General features: G+C 64.5%; 26 protein-coding genes and 1 tRNA gene. 14 read left to right on the forward strand and 13 right to left on the reverse strand.

Annotated elements, in window-relative coordinates:
- Positions 1-469: 469 nt before the first annotated feature.
- The 4 genes from UNPA324_RS32590 to groL all read right to left on the reverse strand — a co-directional run bounded on the left by UNPA324_RS32590 (position 470) and on the right by groL (position 3,915).
- Positions 470-1,192, reverse strand: coding sequence for a CBS domain-containing protein (locus UNPA324_RS32590; protein ID WP_141938114.1), 723 nt, complete (start codon positions 1,190-1,192; stop codon positions 470-472).
- Positions 1,193-1,269: 77 nt separating this feature from the next.
- Positions 1,270-1,791 carry an Hsp20/alpha crystallin family protein gene (locus UNPA324_RS32595; protein WP_128916359.1) on the reverse strand — a complete coding sequence of 174 codons (522 nt, stop codon included), beginning with the start codon at positions 1,789-1,791 and terminating at the stop codon, positions 1,270-1,272.
- Positions 1,792-1,996: 205 nt separating this feature from the next.
- Positions 1,997-2,227 (reverse strand): ChaB family protein, encoded by a 231-nt coding sequence (locus UNPA324_RS32600; protein WP_141938116.1) that lies wholly within the window; start codon positions 2,225-2,227, stop codon positions 1,997-1,999.
- Positions 2,228-2,292: 65 nt separating this feature from the next.
- Positions 2,293-3,915 (reverse strand): chaperonin GroEL, encoded by a 1,623-nt coding sequence (groL, locus tag UNPA324_RS32605; protein WP_141938118.1) that lies wholly within the window; start codon positions 3,913-3,915, stop codon positions 2,293-2,295.
- Between the two features lie 293 nt (positions 3,916-4,208).
- Between groL and UNPA324_RS32610 the strand changes: the two genes are divergently transcribed.
- From UNPA324_RS32610 to UNPA324_RS35465, 7 genes are all read left to right on the forward strand, one after another.
- Positions 4,209-5,483: an efflux RND transporter periplasmic adaptor subunit gene (locus UNPA324_RS32610; RefSeq protein WP_128916423.1), complete on the forward strand. Its 1,275-nt coding sequence runs from the start codon at positions 4,209-4,211 to the stop codon at positions 5,481-5,483.
- Positions 5,480-6,706 carry an ABC transporter permease gene (locus UNPA324_RS32615; protein WP_141938120.1) on the forward strand — a complete coding sequence of 409 codons (1,227 nt, stop codon included), beginning with the start codon at positions 5,480-5,482 and terminating at the stop codon, positions 6,704-6,706. Before UNPA324_RS32610 ends, UNPA324_RS32615 begins: the two co-directional genes overlap by 4 nt.
- Positions 6,699-7,385, forward strand: a complete 687-nt coding sequence (locus UNPA324_RS32620; RefSeq protein WP_128916355.1) for an ABC transporter ATP-binding protein — start codon at positions 6,699-6,701, stop codon at positions 7,383-7,385. Before UNPA324_RS32615 ends, UNPA324_RS32620 begins: the two co-directional genes overlap by 8 nt.
- Positions 7,386-7,622: 237 nt before the next feature.
- Positions 7,623-8,630, forward strand: a complete 1,008-nt coding sequence (gene dusA / locus UNPA324_RS32625) for a tRNA dihydrouridine(20/20a) synthase DusA (RefSeq protein ID WP_141938122.1) — start codon at positions 7,623-7,625, stop codon at positions 8,628-8,630.
- A gap of 68 nt (positions 8,631-8,698) precedes the next feature.
- On the forward strand, positions 8,699-9,865 hold the full coding sequence (locus tag UNPA324_RS32630; RefSeq protein ID WP_141938123.1) for a cytochrome P450: 1,167 nt from the start codon (positions 8,699-8,701) through the stop codon (positions 9,863-9,865).
- 406 nt (positions 9,866-10,271) lie between these two features.
- Positions 10,272-10,853: a flavin reductase family protein gene (locus UNPA324_RS32635; protein WP_141938125.1), complete on the forward strand. Its 582-nt coding sequence runs from the start codon at positions 10,272-10,274 to the stop codon at positions 10,851-10,853.
- Between the two features lie 97 nt (positions 10,854-10,950).
- Positions 10,951-11,109, forward strand: coding sequence for a hypothetical protein (locus UNPA324_RS35465; RefSeq protein WP_164718287.1), 159 nt, complete (start codon positions 10,951-10,953; stop codon positions 11,107-11,109).
- Positions 11,110-11,251: 142 nt separating this feature from the next.
- Here the strand turns inward: UNPA324_RS35465 and UNPA324_RS32640 are convergent, their stop codons facing one another.
- The 9 genes from UNPA324_RS32640 to UNPA324_RS32685 form a co-directional block, all read right to left on the reverse strand.
- A complete protein-coding gene (locus UNPA324_RS32640; RefSeq protein WP_128916351.1) occupies positions 11,252-12,400 on the reverse strand; it encodes a M20 family metallopeptidase in 1,149 nt (382 codons plus the stop codon).
- Between the two features lie 310 nt (positions 12,401-12,710).
- On the reverse strand, positions 12,711-14,096 hold the full coding sequence (flbD, locus tag UNPA324_RS32650) for a sigma-54-dependent transcriptional regulator FlbD (protein WP_141938127.1): 1,386 nt from the start codon (positions 14,094-14,096) through the stop codon (positions 12,711-12,713).
- 39 nt (positions 14,097-14,135) lie between these two features.
- Positions 14,136-14,486 (reverse strand): flagellar motor switch protein FliN, encoded by a 351-nt coding sequence (fliN, locus tag UNPA324_RS32655; RefSeq protein WP_018641467.1) that lies wholly within the window; start codon positions 14,484-14,486, stop codon positions 14,136-14,138.
- A 3-nt stretch (positions 14,487-14,489) separates the two neighbouring features.
- Positions 14,490-15,113 carry a FliH/SctL family protein gene (locus tag UNPA324_RS32660; protein WP_141938129.1) on the reverse strand — a complete coding sequence of 208 codons (624 nt, stop codon included), beginning with the start codon at positions 15,111-15,113 and terminating at the stop codon, positions 14,490-14,492.
- The gene (fliG, locus tag UNPA324_RS32665) at positions 15,113-16,210 is read right to left on the reverse strand and encodes a flagellar motor switch protein FliG (protein WP_126254944.1); all 1,098 of its coding nucleotides are present in this window, start codon (positions 16,208-16,210) and stop codon (positions 15,113-15,115) included. Before fliG ends, UNPA324_RS32660 begins: the two co-directional genes overlap by 1 nt.
- Before the next feature lie 18 nt (positions 16,211-16,228).
- Positions 16,229-17,839, reverse strand: a complete 1,611-nt coding sequence (gene fliF, locus UNPA324_RS32670) for a flagellar basal-body MS-ring/collar protein FliF (protein ID WP_141938131.1) — start codon at positions 17,837-17,839, stop codon at positions 16,229-16,231.
- 192 nt (positions 17,840-18,031) lie between these two features.
- Entirely contained in the window at positions 18,032-18,307 is a 276-nt protein-coding gene (sciP, locus tag UNPA324_RS32675; protein WP_002714638.1) for a CtrA inhibitor SciP, read from the reverse strand.
- 384 nt (positions 18,308-18,691) lie between these two features.
- Positions 18,692-19,396 (reverse strand): flagellar hook assembly protein FlgD, encoded by a 705-nt coding sequence (locus tag UNPA324_RS32680; RefSeq protein WP_141938133.1) that lies wholly within the window; start codon positions 19,394-19,396, stop codon positions 18,692-18,694.
- 12 nt (positions 19,397-19,408) lie between these two features.
- A complete protein-coding gene (locus UNPA324_RS32685) occupies positions 19,409-21,037 on the reverse strand; it encodes a flagellar hook-length control protein FliK (RefSeq protein WP_141938135.1) in 1,629 nt (542 codons plus the stop codon).
- Positions 21,038-21,383: 346 nt separating this feature from the next.
- On the opposite strand from UNPA324_RS32685, the gene mnmA reads away from it, so the two are divergent.
- The 7 genes from mnmA to UNPA324_RS32720 all read left to right on the forward strand — a co-directional run bounded on the left by mnmA (position 21,384) and on the right by UNPA324_RS32720 (position 25,273).
- Positions 21,384-22,565, forward strand: a complete 1,182-nt coding sequence (gene mnmA, locus UNPA324_RS32690; RefSeq protein ID WP_141938137.1) for a tRNA 2-thiouridine(34) synthase MnmA — start codon at positions 21,384-21,386, stop codon at positions 22,563-22,565.
- Positions 22,566-22,815: 250 nt separating this feature from the next.
- Positions 22,816-23,454 carry a class I SAM-dependent methyltransferase gene (locus UNPA324_RS32695; protein ID WP_141938139.1) on the forward strand — a complete coding sequence of 213 codons (639 nt, stop codon included), beginning with the start codon at positions 22,816-22,818 and terminating at the stop codon, positions 23,452-23,454.
- A 46-nt stretch (positions 23,455-23,500) separates the two neighbouring features.
- Positions 23,501-23,857, forward strand: a complete 357-nt coding sequence (locus UNPA324_RS32700) for a hypothetical protein (RefSeq protein WP_128916342.1) — start codon at positions 23,501-23,503, stop codon at positions 23,855-23,857.
- A 297-nt stretch (positions 23,858-24,154) separates the two neighbouring features.
- Positions 24,155-24,231: transfer RNA gene (locus UNPA324_RS32705), tRNA-Met, on the forward strand.
- Positions 24,232-24,442: 211 nt separating this feature from the next.
- Positions 24,443-24,604, forward strand: coding sequence for a DUF2934 domain-containing protein (locus tag UNPA324_RS32710; protein WP_080672312.1), 162 nt, complete (start codon positions 24,443-24,445; stop codon positions 24,602-24,604).
- The gene (locus UNPA324_RS32715) at positions 24,604-24,786 is read left to right on the forward strand and encodes a hypothetical protein (RefSeq protein WP_246667268.1); all 183 of its coding nucleotides are present in this window, start codon (positions 24,604-24,606) and stop codon (positions 24,784-24,786) included. Before UNPA324_RS32710 ends, UNPA324_RS32715 begins: the two co-directional genes overlap by 1 nt.
- 208 nt (positions 24,787-24,994) lie before the next feature.
- On the forward strand, positions 24,995-25,273 hold the full coding sequence (locus tag UNPA324_RS32720; protein WP_128921430.1) for a DUF2934 domain-containing protein: 279 nt from the start codon (positions 24,995-24,997) through the stop codon (positions 25,271-25,273).
- The last annotated feature ends 693 nt before the right edge of the window (positions 25,274-25,966 follow it).

The raw sequence follows: 25,966 nt of genomic DNA on the forward strand, positions 1-25,966 counted from the left end.
TGGACGATCAGCAGGGGGAGAAAGCGGCAGCTTGAGGTTTCTCAAGTCTGGGGACGGTTCAGGCAATCAAGCTCCGGCACGAAACGCTCCATGATCACTGGATTTATATCTCATGCCGCGTGCCAGGTTGGGGCGATGTCTGAGCCGGATAGGTATCTGCTTCGGCAGTCCTCGTGCTTGCCGTCGCGGCCGGATTCCCGCACCGCCAAGGCCGGGAGGCGTCAACGATGATCTGATCCAATCGGACACCGCCGCGTCCTTCGGTCATTACCGAGGGGCCTGTCGGTCTCGCCCGGTATAGACGGCGATCAGCCAGACCAGGCCAGTCACGAGCAACATGGTCACAACCGTCTGGATCAAGCCGAAGTTCAGTGCGTCACGTGCCACGAGCAGCGCCGTGATCGGCGCTGCTATGGCAAAGAGTATCCGAACGAGCCATCCAAGCATGGTCGTCTCGATTCGAGGAGGGTCAGCCCGCGGCTTTGATGTCTTCGGGCGATTCCACGTAGAAGCCGGAATAGGTGTCTACGAAACATAGGTGGTCGTGCACTTCCTTGACGCCGGAGGTGTTCTCGGCGGCGACGATCGCGGCCTGACGGGCTTCATCGGTCGTAACGAGCCCGTGCAGATGCACGACGCCGTTGCGGACATTGACCTCAAAGCCGATCGGACACCAGTCGGTGCCGTTGACCGCGCGTGTGATGCGCGCGCGAATGTGCTCTTCATCGGCGGTTGGATCCGGAATTTCGTGTACGAGGCTCGCCACGGCTTGCAGCACATTCGTCCTCGTGACGATCCCGACGGGTGTCTTGTCGCTCATCACGGGGACGCGCTTGATGCCGTTTTTCTCCATCAGGTCGATCAACTCGGAGAGATCTGTGTCTTCCTGCACCGAGACGACCTGCTTCGTCATGACATCCGCGACCTTGCGGCCGCGCTCGTGAACGAACTCCGCCGCCGCCCGTCCCGGTCCCATGAAGAATTTCAACCAAGCGGCGTGTCTGCGGCCGGTGCCGATCTCGCTACGGCGGAGGAAGTCGCTTTCCGAGACGACGCCGACCAGATTGCCAGCATCGTCGATAACGGGCAGGCCGCTGATATGCATTTGGAGCATGATCTTGGCCGCTTCCTCGATCGTCGTGTGCGGCGTTACGGCAACGAGGTCTTTCGTCATGATATGATGCGCGCGCATGTAGTATCCTCGAGTTCGCTGGCGAATTTCCTGGGTGAGGCGAGGCTGCGGCTGTCGCAGCCTTGCCTCCGGGGCCGTCAGGCGGCCTTCACACTGATGGTCTTGGCCGGCTGCTGAGCTTCTTCGGTCTTGGGAAGGACGACCTTGAGAACGCCGTTCTTGAACGTCGCCTCGATCTTGTCGGCATTGACGCCATCCGGCAGCGCGAAGTAGCGCTCGAACGAGCCGTAACGGCGCTCGGAAACGTAGTAGTCCTTCTTCTTCTCTTCGGTCTCTTCCTTCTTCTCGCCTTTGATGGTGAGACCGCCGTTGACGAGCTTGACGTCGATGTTCTTCTCGTCGAGTCCGGGAAGCTCGGCCGTGATCTCGTAGGCCTTCTCGCTTTCGGCGATGTCCACGGCCGGCGCATTGAAGTTCTTGGAGAGGTCGCGCTCGAGCCGGGCGAGCGAGCGGAACGGCCGTTTCCAGAAGCCGTTGCCGAAATCATCGAAGATCTGGTCGATTTCGCTCCTCAGCGCCTGGAACGGCTGCCAAGCTTCGCCGGCAACTACAGGCGCGGTCGACGATTTGGTGACGGGTAATTTGGTCTCGGTTGCCATGATCAGATTCTCCTTCGAGGTTGACCATCTAGGTCGCCAGGAAGAGTAGTCATGGCCATCGTTTCGCTGGTTGATTTCGCTCAAATTCCGAAGCGTGCGTGCAAGATCAGATGACGTTTGGAATGGTCATGCCCAAGGCGGTTTGCGCGTCGATCCACATCCTCGGCGTGGCGAGACATAGGGCAGATTCACAGACGTTTCTCGATTACCGGGGCGCCGGCGAACCAGATCTCCTTGGCACCCATTGTTCGCCAAGTTTCACGTAGGAGCGCTTCACGGCGGCCCAGGCCGTGCGATGAGCGATCTCTTCCTGCCGGAGATCGCCGACATGCGAGGCAAAGGAGTGGTTGAACGCCTCCCGGTAGATGTCGAGGGCATGAGGCGGCAGATGGTGACGCACGCCGGCGGGAAGGTCTTTGTTCGAGGGATAGGGCATCGTCCATTCCTGGATTGCGCGCAGACGGGTTGAGGAACCGAGTTTTCGGCCGGAACGTGCCGCAGCTACATTGCCATATCGGGCTCAGGCAGCCGCTCGCGCTTCGATTCCGGAATTTCCGTCATTGTCGCCTCCGTCAGAAGAAGCACGCTGGCGACGGAAACCGCGTTTTCAAGCGCCGTCCGTACGACCTTCACGGGGTCGACGATGCCGGCGTCCACGAGGTCAACATAGACTTTTCGCGCGGCATCGAAGCCGAAATTGCCTTCGCTTCCGAGCATCCGCGCAACCACGACGCCGCCATCGGTCGCGGAATTTTCGGCAATCTGGCGCGCGGGAGCCTCTAGCGCGCGCCTCAGGATTTGAACGCCGGTTCGTTCGTCGCCCTCGCAGGCAGCTTCCTCTTTGGTCACAGCCGCGATCGTGCGGAGCAGGGCAAGTCCGCCGCCCGGCACGATGCCCTCGGCCACCGCGGCCTTCGTCGAGCTGATCGCATCATCGAGCGCTTCCTTCTTCGCCTTCATCTCGGCTTCGGTCGGTGCCCCCACGCGGATCACGGCCACGCCGCCCGACAGCTTGGCGAGGCGCTCTTCGAGCTTCTGGCGGTCGTAGTCGCTGGTCGTCTTCTCGATCTCGATGCGGATTTGAGCCAACCGGGCGTCGATACGGGCGCGATCGCCGCCACTCCCGATCAGTGTGGTATTCTCCTTGTCGGCGACCACTCGTGCGGCGCGACCGAGCTGCTGTAACGTCGCACTTTCCAATTTCAGGCCGATCTCCTCCGATATCACCTGTGCACCCGTGAGTATGGCAATGTCCTCCAGCATCGCCTTGCGTCGGTCACCAAAGCCGGGCGCCTTGACAGCGCAGGCCTTGAGCACCCCGCGAAGTTGATTGACGATGAGCGTCGCCAGCGCCTCGCCTTCGATGTCCTCGGCGATGATCAGAAGCGGCCGGCCGCTCTTGGCGACCTGCTCTAGCAGCGGGACCAGATCGCGCAGAGCGCCGATCTTGTGATCGCAGAGCAGAACATAGGGGTCTTGCAATATTGCTTCCATCCGGTCGGCGTCCGTGACGAAATAGGGGGAGAGAAAGCCACGGTCAAATTTCATGCCTTCCACGACGTCCAGAAGGGTCTCAGTCGTCTTGGATTCCTCCACCGAGATCACGCCGTCGCCGCCGACCTTTTCGATCGCATCCGCCACAAGCTCGCCGATGGATACGTCGTTGTGCGCTGAAATCGTGGCGACCTGAACCTTTTCGGCCCTGGTCTTCACCGGCTTGGCCATGGCGTGCAAGGCGGCGATGGCGGCCCGTGTCCCGCGGTCCAGGCCGCGTTTGAGGTCGATCGCGCTCGCGCCGGCGACAACGTTCCGGACCCCGTCCGAAAGGATGGCGTGAGCAAGAATGGTCGATGTGCTGGTGCCGTCACCGACGACGTCGCCGGTCTTCTCGGCAGCCTGCCGCAGCACCTGAGCACCGAGATTCTCTTCCGCGTCCTTCAGATCGAATTCCTTGGCAATGGTGACACCGTCGTTGCAGACGATCGGTGCGCCCCACCCCTTCTGGATCAGAACGGATTTCGACTTCGGCCCGAGCGTGACGCGCACGGCATCGGCAAGGAGGGATGCGCCGTGCAAGACTTTTTCACGAGCGGCCGAATGAAACAGGACCTGTTTGTGCGCCATTTTTCATGCCCTCTCTTTGTACCGTGGTCGGTGGGGTCTGTCCGCCAGTTTGGATGAGTGAGCGTGAGCCAAATTGATCTCCATCAACGTGAGCACGCGGCCGTCGAACGCCCTTACGGCGGAGCTCTCGACACGCATCGATCGATGCAAACTCAAAAGTCTCGGAGGCGGCTGGCATTTGCCAGGCGGGTATTGACCTGGCGCAATCTGGAACTTGTCTGGTGCGGTAATCTGGCTTGTCAGCTGAACCATCCCGACGAGTTCGGCAAAATTCGCCCCCCCCCCGCACGGTCATGGTCGAGCAAACACTGCCCCTCTCGAATCAGGAAGAGCCTAGCCGGCTCTCTGTCGCGTCGGCATGGTCGGGAGTCCTCGCGCACAAATGGTTTGTGCTCGCGATCCTTGTTCTGTTCGCCCTTGGCACCTGGCAGGGCGTCAGGGTCTTGTTCGGACCTGCCGTCGTGGTCGATCAGGTCGCGCGCGGACGATTGATCGAAACCGTGGTGGCGAGCGGGCATGTCGAGACGCCTTACCGCGTCGAGATCGGCAGTCAGATTACCGGGACAGTTGCTGACGTTCTGGTGCAGGAAGGCGAGAAGGTTACCAAGGGGCAACCGTTGGTCTCGCTGGAGGCACGGGAACTGAAAGCGACCGTGATCCAGGCGCAGGGGGCGGTAGCCCAGGCCGAAGCCAGGATCAGGCAGCTCGAGGAGCTGACGCTGCCGTCTGCAAAGGAGGCGCTGACACAAGCACAAGCGACGCTTCTCAACGCCCAACAGACCTATGACCGCACGGCGCAGCTCGAACGCAATGGTTATGCGACCAAGGCGGCCCTGGATGATGCGCAGAAGACGCTCGATGTCGCGCGCGCGGTGAAGCGCGCGGCGGAGTTCCAGGTCTATACCGCAAGTCCGGGCGGCAGCGACTATGTCATGGCGCAGACGCAGCTCAACCAGGCTCGGGCCAATCTGGACACGGCGGAATCCCGCCTGGGCTATGCGACGATCGTAGCTCCTCGCGACGGCGTTCTCATCACCCGGAGCGTCGAGCGAGGCACCGTTGTGCAGGCGGGGAAGGCGCTCTTGGTGCTTGCGCCGTCGGGTGACTTGCAGCTGGTCTTGCAGATCGACGAGCGCAATCTCGGCAAGCTCGCACTCGGACAGAACGCGCTGGCGTCTGCGGATGCTTATCCCGACCGGCGTTTTGCCGCCAAGGTCTCCTACATCAATCCGGGCATCGACATTTCACGCGCCACCGTCCAGGTGAAGCTGACGGTGGTGGAGCCGCCCGAGGATCTTCGTCAGGACATGACGGTCTCGGTCGACATCGAGGTTGCCGCGAAGGACGATGCGAAGGTGCTTCCCGTCCGCTCAGTCCATGACGTCCTCTCCGGACAGCCCTGGGTCCTGACCGTCTCGGGCGGTCGAGTGGTCAAGCGTCCGGTGAAGCTCGGCTTGCGCGGCAACAGCAACATCGAGATCGTCGAGGGGCTGGAAGCAGGTGACGTCGCGATTCCGCAAAGCTCCGGCGTGCTGACCGGGCAGCGGGTGCGGCCCGTCCTGCCATGAATCGCTGGCTGCCATTCGAGTGGATCGCGGCCGTGCGCTTCCTGCGCGAGGGGCGATTGCAGACCATCTTCATCATCGGCGGCATTTCGATCGGCGTTAGCGTCATTGTCTTCATGTCGGCAATGCTCGCGGGCATGGAGGCGAATTTCATCAGGCGCGTGCTGACGTCGCAGCCGCAGATCCAGCTCCTCACGCCGGATCAGGTCGCACGCCCCTTGCGCAATGCAGCCGGCGAGATCGAGGACGCCGTGGTGCAACGGCCGAGCCAGCGGGTGATCTCGATCGACCAGTGGCCGAAGATCAGAACCCAGATGCTCGCGATGCCGGAAGTCACCGCAGTCTCCCCCACCATCACCGGCTCGGCGCTGGCCATCCGCGGCGACGCCAGCCGGGCGGTGACGCTGACCGGAATTGAGCCGGACACGTATTTCAACATCGTGAAGGTGCCGGACTATATCGTCGCCGGCAGCGCGCGGCTGACCAGCGAGGACGTCATCATCGGCACCGAGCTCGCCAAGAATCTCGGCGCCACCGTGGGTGACAAGTTGAATCTTCAGGCGGCAAGCTCTGCCAATCGGGTGCTGACGATCTCCGGGCTGGTCGATTTCGGCAACAAGGGGGCCAATCAGCGGGTGGCCTTTATCGCGCTCCGGACCGGCCAATCTCTGCTCGGCATGATCGGCGGCGTTACCACCATCGACATGACGATCAAGGACATCTATGCGGCCGAAACCATCGCCAGGCAGATCCAGGCCGCGACGGCCGTCGAGGCCGACAGCTGGATCGCCACCAATGCGCAGTTCTTCACCGCCGTGCAGGCGCAGATCTACACCAACACCTTGATCCGACTGTTCGTAGGCTTGTCGGTGGCCTTTGGCATCGCCGCGGTGCTCATCGTGTCGGTGATCCAGCGCTCCAAGGAAATCGGCATCCTGCGGGCCATGGGCACGTCGCGCGGTCAGATCCTGCGGGTGTTCCTGCTTCAGGGTGGTCTGCTCGGCTTTATCGGCTCGTTGGTCGGCGCGGCGATGGGCGCCCTCGCGCTGATCTATTGGCATGCCGTCGCCCGCCAGGCGGATGGAACCGAGTTCTTTCCGTTGATCCTGGAGCGAAGTCTTTTCATCTATACGGCGATCCTCGCCACGGTCACCGGCCTGTTGGCTGCGACAGCGCCGGCGGTACGCGCCGCGAAACTCGATCCGGTGGTGGCAATCCGTGGCTGACGAGATCCTGAAGCTGGAGCGCGTGTGCAAGTCCTACAATGTGGGTCTGCCGACCGAGACCGAGGTGCTGCACGACATCGATCTCGAGCTCGACCACGGCGAATTCCTGGCCTTGATGGGTCCGTCCGGCTCCGGCAAGAGCACGCTGCTCAACATCGTCGGCCTGCTCGATCGACCGACGTCCGGACGGCTGCTCATCAAGGGCCGCGACACCGGGCTGCTGGGTGACAACGAAATCACGCATCTCCGGGGCCACACCATCGGCTTCGTATTTCAGTACCATTTGCTGATCTCCGCCTTCACCGCGCGCGAAAACATCATGATGCCGATGCTTGCGGATCGCGGATTTCCGAGCGCGGAGATCGCGGCCCGGGCTGATCATCTCCTGGCCGAGGTCGGTCTGGAGAGGTTCGGAAACAATCTGGCCAACAACATGTCGGGCGGCCAGCAGCAGCGTGTGGCGGTGGCCAGAGCGCTTGCCATGAATCCGGATCTGGTGCTGGCGGACGAGCCGACCGGCAACCTCGATACCAAGTCGGCCGATGCCGTCTTCGAGTTGATGCGACGGGTCAATCGGCAGAGTGGCACGAGCTTCCTGCTCGTCACCCACAATCTCGACCTTGCGCGCCGCTGTGACCGCATCATCGAGGTGGTCGACGGCCGGATTGCGCAGCATTGAATGACGGGAAGCCGGCGCAAGCGTCCGGCATGCGCTTGCAGTCGCTTTCGAGTTCATTGGCACGCCAGCAAAGTCGAACGGGACTCCCAAGGTCGGATCCAGCCCCCTGAACCCCTTGAGGCGGAGTCTGGCAATCCCAGGATTCTGCCAAGACCTGGCCGCTGCGTTACGGACGCCTGGCGACCACCCATGCCTGGCGGCTATACTATTTCCGGGGAACTAGTATAACCGAGCCGGATGGGAATAGGACGCAGTAACCAATTGAAATCGCAAGACTATCGCTTTTCTGTGGCTCCGATGATGGATTGGACTGACCGGCACTGCCGGGTGTTCCACCGCCATCTGACACGGCGGGCGCTGCTCTATACGGAGATGCTGACGACCGGGGCCGTCATTCACGGCGACCGCGAGCGGCTGCTTGGGTTCGACGCGGTCGAGCATCCGATCGCGCTTCAACTTGGCGGGTCGGATCCGCGCGAACTGGCGGAGGCTGCGCGGATCGGCGAGGCGTTCGGCTACGACGAGATCAATCTCAACGTCGGCTGCCCGTCGGACCGCGTGAAGGACGGCCGCTTCGGCGCCTGCCTGATGGCGGAGCCGGAGCTGGTGGCGAGATGCGTCGAGGCGATGAAGCGTGCGGTCGCGATTCCCATCACGGTGAAATGCCGCATCGGGATCGACGATCAGGATCCTGAAGTGGCGCTCGATGCGCTTGCGCGCGGGGTGGTCGCCTCCGGCTGCGATGCGCTGATCGTGCATGCCCGCAAGGCCTGGCTCAACGGTCTGTCGCCGAAGGAGAATCGCGACATCCCGCCGCTCGATTATGACCGCGTCTATCGGCTCAAGCGCGCGATGCCAGAGGTGCCCGTCATCATCAACGGCGGCATCCCCGGAATCGAGGAAGCAAAAGCGCATCTCGAACATGTCGATGGCGTGATGCTCGGCCGTGCCGCCTATCAGGAGCCATGGCGGCTGCTCTCGGTCGATCGGGAGATTTTTGGCGAAGCGGCCCCGCATGGAACCATGCAGGCCGCGCTCGAGGCGATGATGCCCTATATCGAGCAGCAGCTCGCTCGCGGCACGCGGCTGCATGCGATCACGCGGCATTTCGTCGGCGCATTTCATGCCGTGCCCGGCGCCCGGGCCTTCCGTCGCCATCTCGCCGAGCAGGGCACGCGGTTGGGGGCGGGCGGCGATGTCTTGAGCGATGCGATCGCCAAAGTCGCATTTGGACAGGCTGCCTAGAAGCTGCGCCATGACGGCGGCGCCTCGATGCGCTAGGTCTCGGCAGGGATACAGCAAGGGAGCGAAGCTTGAGCACAGCGCCACGCATCGACATCGATCCTGCCGCATTCTGGGCCGATCCCTATCCAATGCTGGCAAAGATGCGCAAGGAGGCGCCGATCGCCTTCGTGCCGCAGCTCGGCTCGACGCTGCTGACCAGCCGCGACGACATCTCGATCTCCGAGAAGCAGATCGACGTGTTCTCCTCGCACCAGCCCGCCGGCCTGATGAACCGGCTGATGGGCCACAACATGATGCGCAAGGACGGCGAGGCGCACCAGGTCGAGCGCCGCGCGATGTTCCCGACGGTGTCGCCGAAGACGGTGAAGGCGCACTGGACTGCGCAGTTCCAGGCCCATGCCGACCGCATCATCGATTGTATCGAGCCCGGGCGGGTCGACTTCATGCGCGATTTCGCGCTGCCGTTCTCCGGCGAATGCCTGAAGTCGATCACCGGCCTCACCAATATCGGCTTTGAGGATATGGACGCCTGGTCGCAAGGCATGATCGAGGGCATCGCCAATTACGCCGGCGATCCCGCGGTCGAGTCGCGCTGCCATGCCGCGACGTCGGGTATCGATGCTGCGATCGACGACATCCTGCCGGTGATACGCAAGCAGCCCGACCAGAGCATCCTCGGCGTCCTTCTCGCCTCGGGCATGCCGATGGAGAGCGTGCGCGCCAACGTCAAGCTCGCGATCTCAGGCGGACAGAACGAACCGCGCAAGGCGATCGCCGGCACGATCTGGGCGCTGCTGACCCATCCCGAACAGCTCGATCTGGTCCTGCGCGGTGAAGTGACCTGGCTGCAGGCGTTCGAGGAATACGCCCGCTGGATCTCGCCGATCGGCATGTCGCCGCGACGCATCGCAAAGCCGTGGAGCATCCGCGATGTCGCCTTCGAAACCGACGAACGCGTGTTCCTGATGTTCGGCTCCGCCAATCGCGACGAGAAGCATTTCGAGCTCGCCGATCAGTTCGACGTGCGCCGCGATGTGACCAAGAGCGTCGCGTTCGGTGCCGGCCCGCATTTCTGCGCCGGCGCCTTCGCCTCCCGCGCCATGATCGCCGACGTCGCGCTGCCGACATTGTTCGCGCGGGCGAAGCAGCTGGAGATCGCCGATGACGAGCCGGTGCGGATCGGCGGCTGGGCCTTCCGGGGCTTGCAGAATCTGCCGGTGAGGTGGCTGCATTAACCGCGAGGCCTCGTTACGCAAGCCGCGGTGACGATTACATCCTAGCCCTGTTTTGCCCGACGTCTCAGGTTGAATTTCGTAAAATTGGAAATTGCTTTCCCCTCAAGGTGTTGGCTACTGTGCATGGGGTTGTTTTACGTCTTTTTGTGATCTGGCCCGACCAAGCGGCTCACCTTTGCGTGCGGAAAAATTTGCCTGCAATTGCCCCGCCGATCGAACGATTGATCATGTCGCCGGGGCGCGCAACAGCATGCGCATTGTTCTTCTTCCAGCGATCTCGACAATTCCGGCAGGCCGCACCACCCTTTTGGGGCGCGTTAGGCTCGGAGCCGGTCAGCGGCGAGCCACCTGTTGTCGGCGGACCATCGTACCTAAATACAGCGGACCCCGCTTCGGGGACCATGCCATGAATGTAGTGCCCCGCGATCTCATGACTGAAATCCCCGTCTCCTCCGCCGATTTCCGCGGCGCCATGCGCCATCTCACCGGCGGCGTCAGCGTCATCACCGCCGGGAGGGGCACGGACATCACCGGCATGACCGTGACCTCGGTAAGCTCGCTGTCGGTCGAGCCGCCGACGCTGCTGGTTAGCATCAACCGCGATGCCTCGTCCTTTCCGTTGATCAAGCGCCACGGTGCCTTCGGCGTGAACATCCTCAACGCCGACCAGCTCGATGTCGCCGAGCGCTTTTCCGGCAAGGGCGGGCTGAAGGGCGCCGATCGTTTCAAAGGCGCCACATGGGTGACGGCGGTCTCGGGCGTGCCGCTCCTGGCCGGCGCGCTGTCGGCCTTCGATTGCGAGGTCGAGGAGATCATGGAGCGCCACTCGCACGGCATCATCATCGGCCGTGTCAGGGACATCAGGAATTCCACCCGCAGTGCGGCGCTGGCCTATTGGCACGGTCAGTATGTGGCGGTCGACCAGGACGAAGACGCCGCCAGGCTCGCGGAAGTCAGCGTTCCCACGCACGGCCGGCGCGGCGTTTGATCGCCGCCCGAAGGGGGCGCGCAGGCTGGCCTTTTCGGCCTCATCGCTCTAGAAGCGCTCTGAGCCTCCCCGTTCGGGGCGGCAATGGAGCGGATCGATGAAGCGCATCGCGACCTTCGCCTTCTACGCCGTCGGCGCGCTCGCGATCGCCTATCTCGCGCTCTACGCTTACGCGATGTTCTCAGGCCAGCCCGTGATCATCCCCGGCGACCCCATCCACATTTTCCGCAAGCCGGACGCGCCGAGTTATTCGTGAGGCTAACGCGCACCTGACCATGTGGTGCGCCGCTCTCTCCTCTCGTCATGGCCGGGCTTGACCCGGCCATCCACGTGTAACCGCGAGTGACGAGAGACGTGGATGCCCGGGACAAGCCCGGGCATGACGGCGGAGTGAGTGGCTACCCCCTTAAAATCGCCAGCGCCAGCGCCTGCGCGCGCGGCACGATGCTGTCGAGCTCGAGATATTCCTCCGGCGTGTGCGCGAGCCCGCCGACCGGGCCGAGGCCGCAGATGGTCGGCGTGCCGACCGCGGCGGTGAAGCCGGAATCGGCGCAGCCGCCGGAGAACTCGCCCTGCAGCGTGGTGAGGCCGACCTGCCGTGAGGCCGCCTGATAGCCTTCGAACAGCGTCTTGGACTCCGCGCTCTGCACCACCGGCACGAACTCGCCCTTGATCGTCAGCGTTGCGCTGGTGCCCGGAACGTAAGACGTCGCGACGATTTTTTCGATCGCTTCCATCACCCGCGCACGATCCGCCGGATCGACATAGCGCAGGTCGATCTGACCCTCGGCAGAGGGCGCCGTGGTGTTGACGGACTGCCCGCCCGAGACGAGACCGACGTTCAGCGTGATGCCCTTGTCGAGATCGGTCAGCGCGTGGATTTGCACGATCTTGTGCGCGAGCTCGCCGATCGCGCTGACGCCTGCGGCAAAGTTGGCGCCGGAATGCGCGGCTTTGCCGGTGATGGCGAGATGCATGAAGATGCCGCCCTTGCGTCCCGTGACGACGTTGCCGGTCGGGCGGCCCGGCTCGGAATTGAATACGGCACGGGCGGAGCGGCCTTCGCGCTCGATCACGGGCCGGGACGAGGGCGAGCCGATCTCCTCGTCGGAGGTGATCAGCAGCTTGATCGGATGCGGGTTGCCGCCGAATTTGTGGAAGGCGGTTGCGACGAACACGTTCATGACGAGACCGGACTTCATGTCGGCGACACCAGGCCCGTAGGCGCGGCCATCCCTGATGGTGAAGGGACGGCGCCCGGCCTCGCCCTTGCCGAACACGGTGTCGCGATGCCCCATCAACAGCACGGGCTTTTCGTTGCTGCCGGGTTTTGCCACCTCGGCATGGATCGCATCGCCAAAGGTGGCGTTGGCCTCGCGGCGGGACGGAATGCCGTGCTCGGCAAAATGCCGCTCGAACCGCGCACCGACGGCATCGACGCCTTCCTTGTCATAGGACCCGGAATCGATGTTCACGACATCGCAAAGTAGATCGATCATCGCCTGCCGCTGTGATGCCAGCCAGTCCGTGATTTGAGCTTCAGACATGTTGATCCTCGCGTGGTTCTCGCGCCTGGTTATAGGGCCTCGCGCAGGCGCGACCTAGTCGCCGAATGCGGTGCGGCCATGTTCCACCGGTGTCGTCCCCGCGAACGCGGGGACCCATACCGCGAAAGCTATCGATGTGGGCAGTCGGAGTACCGAACGACGAGTCTTCGCCAAACTGCTCCCTGTGGTTATGGGTCCCGGCGTTCGCCGGGACGACACTGAGGGGGCGCGCTGCGTACGCTTTACCACCAAACAAAAATGCCCGGGACCAGCCCGGGCATTCGCATCCTCAATATTCGCTGGAGAGACCTCAAGCCCCCATCATCGGCATCCGCGGATATTCGCCGGGCGTGCCCGCCGGCGGGATCGGGATGCCGCCGTCGGAATATTCGTTGAGCTTGTTGCGCAGCGTGCGGATCGAGATCCCCAGGATGTTGGCTGCATGGGTCCGGTTGCCGAGGCAGTGCTTCAGCGTCTCCAGGATCAGGTCGCGCTCGACATCGGCCACGGTGCGCCCCACCAGCGCGCGCGTCACCTGCTCGGCGGCCATCGTGGCGTGGGCCACGGCGGGGGGCGTCTTGGCGAGATCGAGGCGGTCGCCGTCCGGAGTGATGATGGCATCGGGACCGATCTCGTCGCCCTGCGCCATCAGCACCGCGCGGTGCATGGTGTTTTCGAGCTCGCGGACGTTGCCCTGCCAGCGGTTGGCCGAAAGCACGCGGCGCGCTTCCGCCGAGATCGGGCGCAGCGGCACGCCGTTGGCCTCGGCATATTTCTTCACGAAATGCTGGGCGAGCTCCAGAATGTCGGCGGAGCGCTCGCGCAGCGGCGGGATCTTCAGGTTCACGACGTTGAGGCGGAACAGCAGGTCCTCGCGGAACCTGCCCTCGCGCACGGCCTCGGCGAGGTTGCGGTTCGAGGTCGCGATGATGCGGATGTCGACGGCTACAGGCTTGGTGCCGCCGACGCGGTCGATCACGCGCTCCTGGATCGCGCGCAGCAGTTTCGACTGCAGGCGGACGTCCATCTCCGAGATTTCGTCGAGCAGCAGCGTGCCGCCGGTGGCCTCCTCGAACTTGCCGATGCGGCGCGCGACCGCGCCGGTGAAGGCGCCCTTCTCGTGGCCGAACAGCTCGGATTCCAGGAGATGCTCGGGAATGGCGGCGCAGTTGATCGAGATGAAGGGACGCTTGGCGCGCGCCGAACGGGTGTGGACGTAGCGGGCCAGCACTTCCTTGCCGGTGCCGGATTCGCCGGTGATCATCACCGAGGCGTCGGAGCCGGCGATCTGCTGCGCCAGCTTGATCACCTTGGCCATGGCTTCGTCGCGATAGACCAGCTCGCGGGAATCGTTGGCGACGGCGGCCAGCACCGCGGCGATCAGCTCGGGGTCGGGCGGCAGCGGGATGTATTCCTTGGCGCCGGCATGGATCGCGGCGACCGCGGCGCGGGCGTCGTTGGTGATGCCGCAGGCGACGATCGGAGCGTGGATGTGCTCGGCCTCGAGCCGCATCACGAGCTCGCGGATGTCGAGGGCTACGTCGACCAGCAGGAGGTCGGCGCCCTTGCCGCCGCGCAGCACGCGCATCGCCTGCTCGTGATCCTCGGCGTGGGTCACGGTGGCGCCGTTGTCCATCGCGATCTTGGTGGCGGTGGTGAGCTGGCCCTTCAATGTGCCAACGATGAGAAGCCGCATGTCAGTCTCCTGTCCGTCTGGTCGCGCTGCCGCGCGTTATCACGTGCGTTCGGTCTTGATGATTTCGGTCATGGTCACGCCGAGCTTGTCCTCGACCAGGACGACTTCGCCGCGGGCGACCAGCTTGTTGTTGACGTAGATGTCGATGGCCTCACCGACGCGGCGGTCGAGCTCGAGCACGGTGCCCGGCCCGAGCTTCAGGAGCTCGCTGACGTCCATCTTGGAGCGGCCGAGCACCGCCGAGACCTGTACCGGCACGTCGAACACGGCCTCGAGGTCGGCGGCGGCACGCGCCGCATATTCGTCCTCGTTGTAGCCGACGTCCGTGCCGGCAGGCGGCATCGGGCCGTTGAGATCGGGCAGCGGGACCTGTCCGTCGGTGTCGCTCATGGGTTAACTCCCCCTGCGGGACGCGACATAGCGTCCGACCATTTCGTCGATCTTGGCCGCGATGGCACCGCGCTCCAGCACGACGCCGCCATCGGCCCATTCGATCCGGCAGTCGCCGGTGGCAATCTCCGGCTCGGCCAGGATCACCAGCCGGCCCTCGAAACCGCTCTGCTTGGCGAGCCGCTCGATCTTTTCGCGGGCGGCGTCGTAGAGCGCATCATTGATGCGGACGACGAGATGCGGCGTCGCGACCAGGTGCGAGAAGCAGTCCTTGACCAGCGCGACGATCTCGCCGAGCGGCTCGGCGGCGACGAGATCGGCGCACAGCTTGCGCGCGACCGCCACCGCAACGTCGACCGCCTCGGTTTCCATCTTCGTTTCGATGTTGCCGATACCGGCCGCGATGCCGCGGACGCCGATGTTGATCTCTTCCATGGCGAGCGCGACGCGGCGGTCGCTCTCGGCCTTCGCTTCGCGCTGGCCGGCGGCAAAGCCTTCCTGGTAGGCGCGCGCTTCGGCCTCCGCGACTTTCTGGGCGATCTCGGCGGCGGTCGCGGCCTTCTCGCGCGTCGCCCGCTCGGGCGCCGCGAAGTCGGTATCGAACAGGAATTTCGCCGGAGCGGCCATCAATACACCAGTTCGTCGTCGGCGCGGTTCTTGGTCAGCATGATCTCGCCCTTGGCGGCGAGGTCCTTGGCGAGGTTGACCAGAAGCGCCTGGGCCTCGTCGACGTCGCGCAGGCGGACCGGGCCCATCGCCGCCATGTCGTCCTGGAGCATCTTGGCTGCGCGCGAGGACATGTTGCCGAAGAAGAAGTTGCGGACGTCCTCGTTGGCGCTCTTGAGCGCGACGCCGAGCTTGTCCTTGTCGACGTTGCGCATCAGGGTCTGGGCCGATCCGGAATCGAGCTTGACGAGGTCGTCGAAGGTGAACATCAGCGCCTTGATGCGCTCGGCCGATTCACGGTTGTCCTCCTCCAGCGAGGTGATGAAGCGGGTTTCGGTCTGGCGGTCGAAATTGTTGAAGATTTCCGCCATCACCTCGTGGGCGTCGCGGCGGCGGGTCTGGGACAGGTTGGACATGAATTCGGTGCGCAGCGTCTTCTCTACGCTCTCGATCACCTCCTTCTGAACCGCCTCCATCTTCAGCATGCGGTTGACGACGTCGAGCGCGAGGTCCTCGGGGAAGATGCCGAGCACGCGCGCGGCGTGCTCCGGCTTCAGCTTCGACAGCACGACCGCAATGGTTTGCGGATATTCGTTCTTGAGGTAGTTGGCGAGGACCTCTTCCTGCACATTGGAGAGCTTCTCCCACATGTTGCGTCCGGCGGGGCCGCGGATCTCGTCCATGATGCCGTTGACGCGCTCCGGCGGCAGATATTGCTGGAGCAGGCGCTCGGTGGCGTCGAAATTGCCCATCAGCGCGCCGGAGGCCGACATCCGCGAGACGAATTCGAGCAGCATGTCCTCGACGGTGTCGACCTCGACGGTGCCGAGCGTCGACATCTCCAGCGAGAGCTGGCGCACCTCGTCGTCGTCGAGCAGGCTCCAGATCTTGCCGCCGTATTGCTCGCCGAGCGCGAGCATCAGGATCGCAGCGCGCTTCGGCCCGGACAATTGTTCGGCTGGCTTGCCGTCCTTTGCCCGGGTGTTGGCACGCTGACCGAGCGTGGAGATCACGCTGGTGATGTCGTTGCTGTTGGCGTTTTGCAATGCGGCGGCCATGTCAGATCACTTCTCGTACTACTTTGCGGATTCGCCCAGCCATTGGCGGACGATGGCGACGGTTTCGTTGGGGTTGCGCTCGGCGAGCTCGCCGACGCGGTGAACGGACTGGGCGTGGACCTGGCCCTGGATGGTGGCGACGTCGATCGCGTTGGCGGCGCCGCTCGGCAGGAGCGGCTGGGCGGACGGCGCGGTTTCTTCGGAAGCTGCCGGGCCGCTGAGCACGCCGGAGATGGCGGCGGCTACCTCGTCGGAGGCGAGGATGCGCTTGACCAGCGGGCGGATGACCAGGAACAGCACGATCAGGCCGAGCAGCATCATCACGCCGAGCTCGACGAAGTACATGACGTCGTCCTTGGTGAACTGCAGCATGCCGAGGAAGCCGCTAGGTTCGGCGATCGGGGCGGTGGAGGGCGCATCGGCAAAGCGCAGATTGACGACCTCGACCTGGTCGCCGCGCTTCTGGTCGAAGCCGATGGCCGAGCGCACCAGCGCGGCGATGCGGTCGAGCTGCTCCTTGGTGCGGTCCTGATAGGCCAGATCGCCCTTCTCGTTCTTGGAATAGATGCCGTCGACCAGCACCGCGACCGAGATACGGTTGACCCGGCCGGCTTCGGTCACCTCGGTCTTGGTGGTGCGGGAGATTTCGTAATTGTTGGTCTCTTCGGTCTTCTTGCTCTGGTCCTTGGCCGCGACGCCGTTGTTCTGCTGGTTGCCGGGCAGCTCGTTGTTGACGGTGACCTGGCCGTTGTTGTCGGCGGTCATGCTCTGCTCTTCGCGGGTCTGGCTCGAGCGCAGCACCCGGCCTTCGGGATCGTACTTGTCCGAGGTCTGGGTGACCTTGTTGAAGTCGAAATCGGCGGAGAGCTGCACGCGGGCGCGGCCCGAGCCGACCACCGAGGAGACGATGTCCTCGACCTGCTTGCGCATCCGCTTCTCGAAGGAGATGCGGCGCTCGTCGCCGACCGCCTGCTCCGGATCGGCCGCCGCGCCGTCGGCGAGCAGCTGGCCGGCCTCGTCGACGATCGAGACCCGCTGCGGCTTCAGGCCGTTGACGGCGGAGGCGACGAGGTGGCGGATGGCGCGAATCTGCTGGGCTTCCAGCGCGCCGCGGACGCGCACCACGATCGACGCCGACGGCTCCGGCGCCTCGCGCGCAAACAGCGGGCGCTCGGGCAGCACCAGGTGGACGCGGGCGGCCTGGATGCGGTCGATGGCCCGGATGGTGCGGGCGAGCTCGCCTTCCAGCGCACGCAGGTGATTGATGTTCTGGACGAAAGAGGTGGTGCCGAGCGCGTCCGACTTGTCGAACACCTCGTAGCCGACGCCGCCGCCCTTGGGCAGGCCACCCTCGGCGAGCTTCATCCGCAGGCGCGTGACCTTGTCCTTGGGCACCATGATGATGGAGCCCTCATTGCGGATCTCGAACTGGATGCCCTGGCGTTCCAGGTCCTTGATAATGCCCGAGGAATCCTCGACGCTGAGGTCGGTGAACAGCGTCGTCATCTGCGGCGTGGTGACGCGCATGATGACGAATGCGAAGAAGCCGATGAGCGCGGCGGTGACCGCGATCATCGCCCCGAACCGGGCGGCGCCGATACTCTTCAAAAAGTCCGCAAGACCTTGCAAGCAACCGCCCCAACAGATTCGGCCGCTTTCACCGGAAAGGCCGACTGGGCAATTATTGCCTAGGGGATGGTTTCGATATGGTTAACGAAGGTTAAGAGGTGGGACAAAAGTCGCGCCAAAGAGCGATATGAAAAAAATCGGCCCCGCAGGGCGGGGCCGATTTTCGTCAAAAGCCGCAGATTTCCGGATCGCCTACTGGCGATATTGCTGGATGCGGGTGGTGCGAAGACCCGCCAGACCATGCTGGTCGATGGAAAACTGCCAGGAGAGGAATTCGTCGACCGTCAGGGTATAACGGCTGCAGGCCTCCTCGAGCGAGAGAAGTCCACCACGGACAGCGGCGACGACTTCGGCCTTGCGGCGGATGACCCAGCGTTTGGTGCCGGGTGCAGGCAGATCCGCGATCGTCAACGGACTGCCGTCCGGCCCGATGACGTATTTTACCCTCGGGCGATGGGGTTCTGTCATGGCGTACTCACAAACTCTCAACCACTGAACTCACACCCGTAACCCTACGCCCGGCGGCTTAAAAATCCGCTAAGCCTAAGGCTTCAATACAATTCTCGTTGAAAATGCTGAAACGACGCCGTGTCGGCCGCCGGAAGAGCTGACATCCGGGCCGGCCGAGGGGCCTTCGTAAATACTTTACTAACGAATGGAGCCCTCGAGGGGCTCTCTCAGCCGGTCGTCCCGGCGAACGCTGGGACCCATACCGCGTGATCTATCGATGAGACGCAGGTCGCAGTACCAAGAATGACTTCCTAACCACCAGTCTTCGCCAAACTGCTCCCTGTGGTTATGGGTCCCGGCGTTCGCCGGGACGACACCGAGCGTGTGGAATCACCCACTCCCTCAATTGCTCGTCGCAATGATGCTCTTCACCTGGCTCAGCGTGTAGCTGGCGCCGTCGATGGTGAGCAGCGGCGGCGACTGGGTCAGGTCGACGGACGACACGGTGCCCTGCACCTGCGCGGCGATGCCGACATTGTTGTTCGCCACGTCCTTGCCGGTGGCCGAGATCGTGTACTTGCCGTCGGGCCATTGCGTGCCGTCATTGCCCTGGCCGTTCCAGGTGAAGGGGATGTCGGTGCCGGCGGCGGCGGTATATTTGCCGGTGAACACGGTTTGGCCGCTGGCATTGGCGATGGTGATGTCGACGGTGGAGTCGGTCGGCACGTTGAGATGCCAGGTGGCCGACGAGCTCTTCATGGTCGCGGTCGAGCCGTCGACCAGCGCGGTCTTGCCGACGAAGCCCAGCGCCTGGGTCGCCTGCGTGGTCTGCTGCAGGGTGACGAGCTGGGACAGCGAATCGTTGGTCTTGAGCTGCTGCTCGACGCCGGCGAACTGCACCAGCTGCTGGGTGAACTGGTTGGTGTCGAGCGGATCCAGCGGGTTCTGGTTCTGCAGCTGCGTTGTCAGCAGCGTCAGGAAGGTCTGGAAGTTGCCGGCGAGCGTCGATCCCGTGGTCGAGCTCAGCGAGTTCGACGAGGAGGATTTCGGGAGCTCGGTCGTCCCGGAGACGACAGCAGGGGCCGTGGCGCCAGTCGTGGTGGTCATGTCGAATACTCCTTACACTCTGATGTCGATGCCGCTGCTCGGCCCATACGTGCGGCCATAGCTGCGGCCGACCGGTGCGGCGGCGACGGTGTCGTCCTCGCTGATGATCAGCCGGCGGGCATTGCCGCCATTGTCGTTGTTCTGGCCGGAGTTATGGCCCGATGAATTCTGGTCGCGCAGGCTGAAGGACAGCCCGTTGCTGCCGGTCTTGAGGCCGGCATCGTCGAGCGCGCGCTGCAATTGCGGCGCGTCCTGGCGCAGCATCTGCAGCGTCTCCGGCTTCTCCACGGTGAGATGCGAGGTGACGTTGCCGGCGCGGTCGACATTGATGCGCACGTCGATGCGGCCGAGCTCGGCCGGATCGAGGCTGATGTCGAACCGGGACTTGCCGGAGCGGATCGCGGCCGCGATCTCGACCGGCACGCCGTTGATCGGCACCGCCGTCGCACTGGCCGCGGTCGCGGTCAGCGTCGCGGTCGATGCGGATGCGGTCGAGGTCGTTTGGGTCAGCGGCGCCTGCACGGCGGAGGCGGTTTGCGCGCTCGTATCAGTGGTGTTGAAAGCGGCCTGCGCATTGGCATGGGCCTGGGCGGCCGGTGCGGCCGGGATCGCGTCGGGCGAACGGTCGGCGGCGCCGGGCTTCGTCTCGGTCGCTGCATCATCCGCCTGCGGCTTGGGGCCTTGCGGATGCGCGGCGGCGTTGGCGGTCGGAGTGCCCGGTGCTTGCGTCGGGGCGGCGTTCGCCTTGCCGGTGTCCTGGCCGATATTGGAGACGTCGGACTGTCCTTGGGCGGCGGCGACGGCCTGGAACGAGGTCTTCGGCGTGCCGGGATTGACGGGGATCAGTCCGCCGTTCGGCTTGGCGTCGGCCGTAACCTCGGCGGTTGCTCCGGTCGCGGCATCGGCCAGCGTCGCCGACGTGTCGGCATCGACCTTGGCGCTGGCGGTCTTGGCGTTCTTGTCGCCTGATGTGGCGGTGTCGGTCTTGGTGCCGGCGATCTGCGCCGCGGTCGAGGCGCTGGCGGCAAGGCCGGCGGCGGCGATCGTCAGCGGCGAGGAGGTGGCGGCCTGGTTCGCCGCCGCGTTCGGATCAGTTGGGACGCTAGGTGCGGCAACCACGATCGCGTTGGGATCCGGCACGGCCGCCTGCGCTGCGTCGGTCGGCGCGGCATCGACGGCGGCCGCGAGTCCATCGGTGGCCTCGGTCTTGTCGCCCTTGGTCTTCTCGGAGTTATCGGCCGATTTGGCGTCGGATGTCTCGGACTTGTCCTTGATCTTGTCCTTGATCTTGTCCTGGACCTTGCCGGCGTCCTTGGCTGGATCGGTGGTGGTATCGCTCGCCTTGTCGTCCCTGGCGGGCGCGGATGCGTCGGTGCCGTCGCTCGCCTTGCTCTGCGAGGGTTGATCGGTGGACGAGGTGTCGCGCGGGCCCTTGTCCGCGGAGGACGAATCGCTCCGCCGCGGCGCAATGTCCTGGGCTTGCGAGGCCGCATTGGTGCCGATCGCCTGGGTGTTGCTGTCGACCAGCGACCCGAAGGAGTCGTTCGCGGACGCCTCTTTGGCGCTCTGCGACCGGGCAGGCTTTTGCTGCGCGCTCGGAACTTGCACGCTTGCCGCGACATCTGACGTACGACCGACCACAGGCGACCTCTTGGAAACATCTTCGGCATCAGGGGAGCAAGGAGCGGGCCAGTATCAGCGCGCAAACATTTATGTAGCAAAATCAATATCTTATTAATTCGAAACCACCGCTGCCGGGCCCGCGCGACCCCGCCATTTCTGCCTCCCCGGCAAGAATTGCCGTAAGCTGGCCGCCCGCGTGATTGCTTCACCAGAATGCCGCCTATATTAAAGAGGTTACTTTCAGCCGCTTTCGACCGGGCGATCGTGACTTTCGGGAACTGAAGTTCCCGGGGATCGCCGATGTCCCGCGAGAAGCAAGAAATCGCGGATCGCCGCGCGCCGCCGTCGCAACTCTTAAAGGCCCATGCTCAACAGTCTGGATCTCGAAGGCCGTCCTGAGGACACCAGGGTCGTCGTTGCCATGTCGGGCGGCGTCGATTCCTCGACGACGGCTGCGCTTCTGAAGGCGGAGGGCTACGACGTCGTCGGCATCACGCTGCAGCTCTACGACCATGGCGCGGCGACGCATCGCAAGGGCGCCTGCTGCGCCGGCCAGGACATCCACGACGCGCGCGACGTCGCCGCCAAGCTCGGCATTCCCCATTACGTGCTCGACTACGAGGATCGCTTTCGCGAGTCCGTCATCGACAATTTCGCCGACTCTTACGCGCTCGGCGAAACGCCGGTGCCGTGCATCGAGTGCAACCGCTCGGTCAAGTTCCGCGACCTCCTGAAGACCGCGCGCGAGCTCGGCGCCCAGGCGCTCGCCACCGGCCATTACGTCGCCTCGCGCCGCCGCGAGGATGGCTCGCGCGCGCTGGTCTGCGCGGCCGACGCCGATCGCGACCAGAGCTATTTCCTGTTCGCGACGACGCAGTCACAGCTCGACTTCCTGCGCTTCCCGCTCGGCGACATGACCAAGCCCGAGACGCGCGAGCTCGCACGGCGCTTTGGCCTGTCCGTCGCCGACAAGCACGACAGCCAGGACATCTGCTTCGTGCCGACCGGGCGCTACACCGACATCATCACGCGCCTGCGGCCGAACGCGATGGACCCCGGCGAGATCGTCGATCTCGGCGGACGGGTGCTCGGCCGGCACAACGGCATCGCCAATTTCACCGTCGGCCAGCGCCGCGGCCTCGGCATCGCTGCATCCGCGCCGCTGTACGTGGTGCGGCTGGAGGCAGCGACCCGCCGCGTCGTCGTCGGCCCGCGCGATGCCCTCAAGATGCACCGCATCTCCTTGCGCGACGTCAACTGGATCGGCGACGGTGACATCGACCGCGCCATCGGCGGCGGCCTCGAACTGTTCGTGCGCGTGCGCTCGACCCGCAGCCCGCAGCCGGCCTGGCTGCGCGGCGGCAATGGTCATTACGAGGTCGAGCTCGTCGCCGGCGAGGAGGGCGTCTCGCCCGGCCAGGCCTGCGTGTTCTACGACGCAGCCAGCGGGCAGGCGCGCGTGCTCGGCGGCGGCTTCATCCAGAGCGCCGCCGCGAAGCAGGGCAGCGCGACATTGCGTCCGCTCGCGGAAGCCGTGCGCGGCTAAGGATGTCGAGATTTAGCGCGACTGTTGCCGCAACGACGGTGCGCCCCCTCTCCCGCTTGCGAGAGAGGGGCGGGGAGAGGGGGGTCTCTGCTAGCGATATATCGCGAGAGGAAGGAACCCTCACCCGCCACGCTCTTGCGAGCGTGTCGACCTCTCCCGCAAGTGGGAGAGGCGCTAGACCAATTTCGGGGCTCGCTTCGATCTCACCAATGATCAATTCTTTCGAAAGTTTCGCGTAAGGGCAGGGGGCATGGCAGCAGACATCTCGCGGGCCGGGGTCGAGAAGGCCTATGGCCGCTGGGCGCCCGTCTATGATCTCGTGTTCGGCAAGGTGTTCGACGCCGGCCGGCAGTCGACCATCGCCGAGGCCGACCGCATCGGCGGCCGCGTCCTCGACGTCGGAGTCGGCACCGGGCTCTCGCTGTCGGACTATTCGCGCACCACGAAGATCTGCGGCGTCGACATTTCCGAGCCGATGCTGCGCAAGGCGCAGGCGCGCGTCCGCGCGCTTCGGCTGTCCAATGTCGAAGTGCTCTCGGTGATGGATGCGAAGAACCTCGCCTTCCCGGAAGACTTCTTCGATGCGGTGGTGGCGCAATATGTCATCACCGCTGTGCCCGATCCCGAAGGCACGCTCGACGAGTTCGTGCGCGTGCTCAAGCCCGGAGGCGAGCTGATCCTGGTCAACCACATCGGCGCCGAGAGCGGTCCGCGCAAACTGTTCGAGCTCGCTTTCGCGCCCGTCGCCCGCCGTCTCGGCTGGCGTCCGGAATTCCCGTGGGCCCGCCTCGAAGGCTGGGCGACCAGGCACGGCGGCATCACGCTGGCCGAGCGGCGCCCGATGCCGCCGATGGGGCACTTTTCGCTGATCCGTTACCGCAAATCGTGATCGTGCGGGCAGGGAACAGGGGGCATCGCGCGCGCGTTCCCCTCCCATGCGCACGACATCAAACATCATCCTGGCTGGCCTCCTGATCGCCGCCTCCGGCGGAGCGATCGCGCAGGCCCCGCCCGCCCCGGCGACGCCGCCGCAAGCGACCGCGCCGCCATCCCCACAACATGCCGCCAACTGCATGCCGCAGGACCGGCCGGGCCGCTCGTCGGACGGCACCACCACTGGCCAGTCCCGGGAACCGCTCGGCGACAAATTGGCCAAGTCCGACGGCGTGCTCTGCCCGCCCGCCGGCGTCGACCCCGAGATGCACGCCCCGGCGCCCGATACCGGGGGCAACACCCCGGTCATCCCGCCCCCCGGCAGCCCCGGCGGCGACCCGAACGTGCGGCCGAAATAGCTTGTCGGGCCGAAGCCTTGGCGTAGGCGGAGGCGGCTTCTCGCCTCTCGCGCTCTTCGCCTCTCCCCGCCTGCGGGGAGAGGCCGGAGCGCATCGATAGATGCGATCCGGGTGAGAGGGACTCTCCGCGCATCTGGTCCCCGAAATGGGCGAACCCGGCGCCAAAATCGCCCGCTTTTCCATCCTCACAGCTTGTCTTGCAAACCTTTCCGCAAACGCGGATTGACTTCCCGCCGCCCCCTTCTTTATATGCCGCGCGTTCGCGAGATCGGCCTTATTCGCCGCCGCGGGCCCTGTGGCGGGGTAGCTCAGCTGGTTAGAGCACGGGAATCATAATCCTGGGGTCGGGGGTTCGAGTCCCTCTCCCGCTACCAATAATTTCAACTCCCAATTTTTTTGCGCATGGCTTGAGCCTAGGCTGCGTTGGTGCGCTGCTTGGCCACGAGCACGTGCGACTAGGAACTCCCACGCCCGCTCGACGCTTGAATCGGCGGGCCAGAGTCGCCGCCGATTGCTGGCCTGCACGGCCCGCCTCCAAGCCTCCTGCCCCCCAGGGTGGGCCGTGCGTCACGCGAGGAGACACCATTGTCCGACCCGACCGAGCAAGAGATCAGAGAACGCGCGCATCGCCTGTGGGAGCAGGCCGGCAAGCCCGAAGGCCGCGAGGACGAGTTCTGGCAGGCCGCCGAGCAGGAGCTGCGCAACGAGGACAAGTCCAACACGTTGCGGACGCCGGATACGCTGTGATGAACAAGACCTGCCCATTCTGCCGGGGTCTGGGATGGGTCTGCGAAAACCATCCGCTCCGGGCCTGGAGCGAGAAGCTCGGCGGCTGCCGCTGCGGCGAGGGCATGCCCTGCACCTGCAACACGACCGAAGATCCCGAGATACGCGTGGTGATCGTCGAAGCCGATACGACGTGGCATTAGCGATGTGATGGTGCGTAGGATGGGGTGAGCCCTTGCGAAACCCATCACGCCTCGACGTCGACTAGACCCGATTGGTTTCGCTTCGTTCGATCGATCCTATACGCTCCTCATCCCACGCTGTTGCCGAGGGAACAGACCATCCCGGAAGGAATTCAGTGTCTGACAGCACGGGCTCTGAAAACAGTCCTTTCCCACGGCAGTGTCGGCGGTGGACGAGCAGAAGAAGATAGAGCACCAGATCGAACTCGCAACGCGAGCGGCCGCGCTCGTCAAGGACGAGACCACCGGCCATCGCTTCCGAAGCTTTGCCGACGAGCTGAAGCGAAAGCTCCGCCGCATGATGGGCCGCGGTCAGGTGCGCGCGCGTGCCTATGAGCTCTGGGAGCAGGCCGGGCGGCCAGCCGGTCAGGATCTGGAGTTCTGGTTCGAAGCGGAACGGCAGATCGAGGAAGAACGCGAGGCGCGGAGAGGCTCGGGCGCTTCATAGGTGTAAGCTGCGCGATCGATTGAAGGGCCGCATTTGGACTGTTGAAAGGTCGTCATGCCCGAGCTTGTCCCGCCTGCGGGGCCGAAGCCCCTTCGGCGCGGCGAAGGCCCGGGCATCCACGTTCTAAGTGCCGCGGTGCAATGAAGAAAAAAGCTGCCGGGCTCTTCACCCTGGCGGCCTCGAAAAGTCCCTAGCTGTTGATTGCCTCCGCAGCCTTACGCGTACCGCCGTTACCTTGTTTGCGGCCATGCGGCCCGTTTGTAGGCGAGGGCGGGTGATTCTGCTGTGACTTGAAGCACACAGTGGAAAAGAGGATGGCAGCGCTGGGGAGAGGTGCCGCGTGAAGCTCGGACTGTTGGGTGGGTAGAGCACTTGCGAAAACCCATCATGCTTCAATGGTCGCTGCACGATGATGGGTTTCGCTTCGCTCTACCCATCCTACGGACTCTCACCCTCAGAGTTAGCACGTCGGGCAAAACACCCGCCACCTCGTCAACCCCTCCCCGCAAAAATATTCCACTTTACCGAAATTCGGTTTTAGCGTATGTGTCGGCCGTCCCGGCTCATCAAGAGGGGCGATCTTGTGGTCGTCATGTTCGCGAGCCGGGCTTGTGGTGGACGCGGCAGCGTCGGCACGAGATGGGGCGGGCAGGGCGGGTAGTCCCTGTGAGCTCGAACCCCGCGTGCGGACGA

Source organism: Bradyrhizobium sp. UNPA324, from assembly GCF_006658635.1.
Taxonomy (GTDB): Bacteria; Pseudomonadota; Alphaproteobacteria; order Rhizobiales; family Xanthobacteraceae; genus Bradyrhizobium; species Bradyrhizobium nanningense.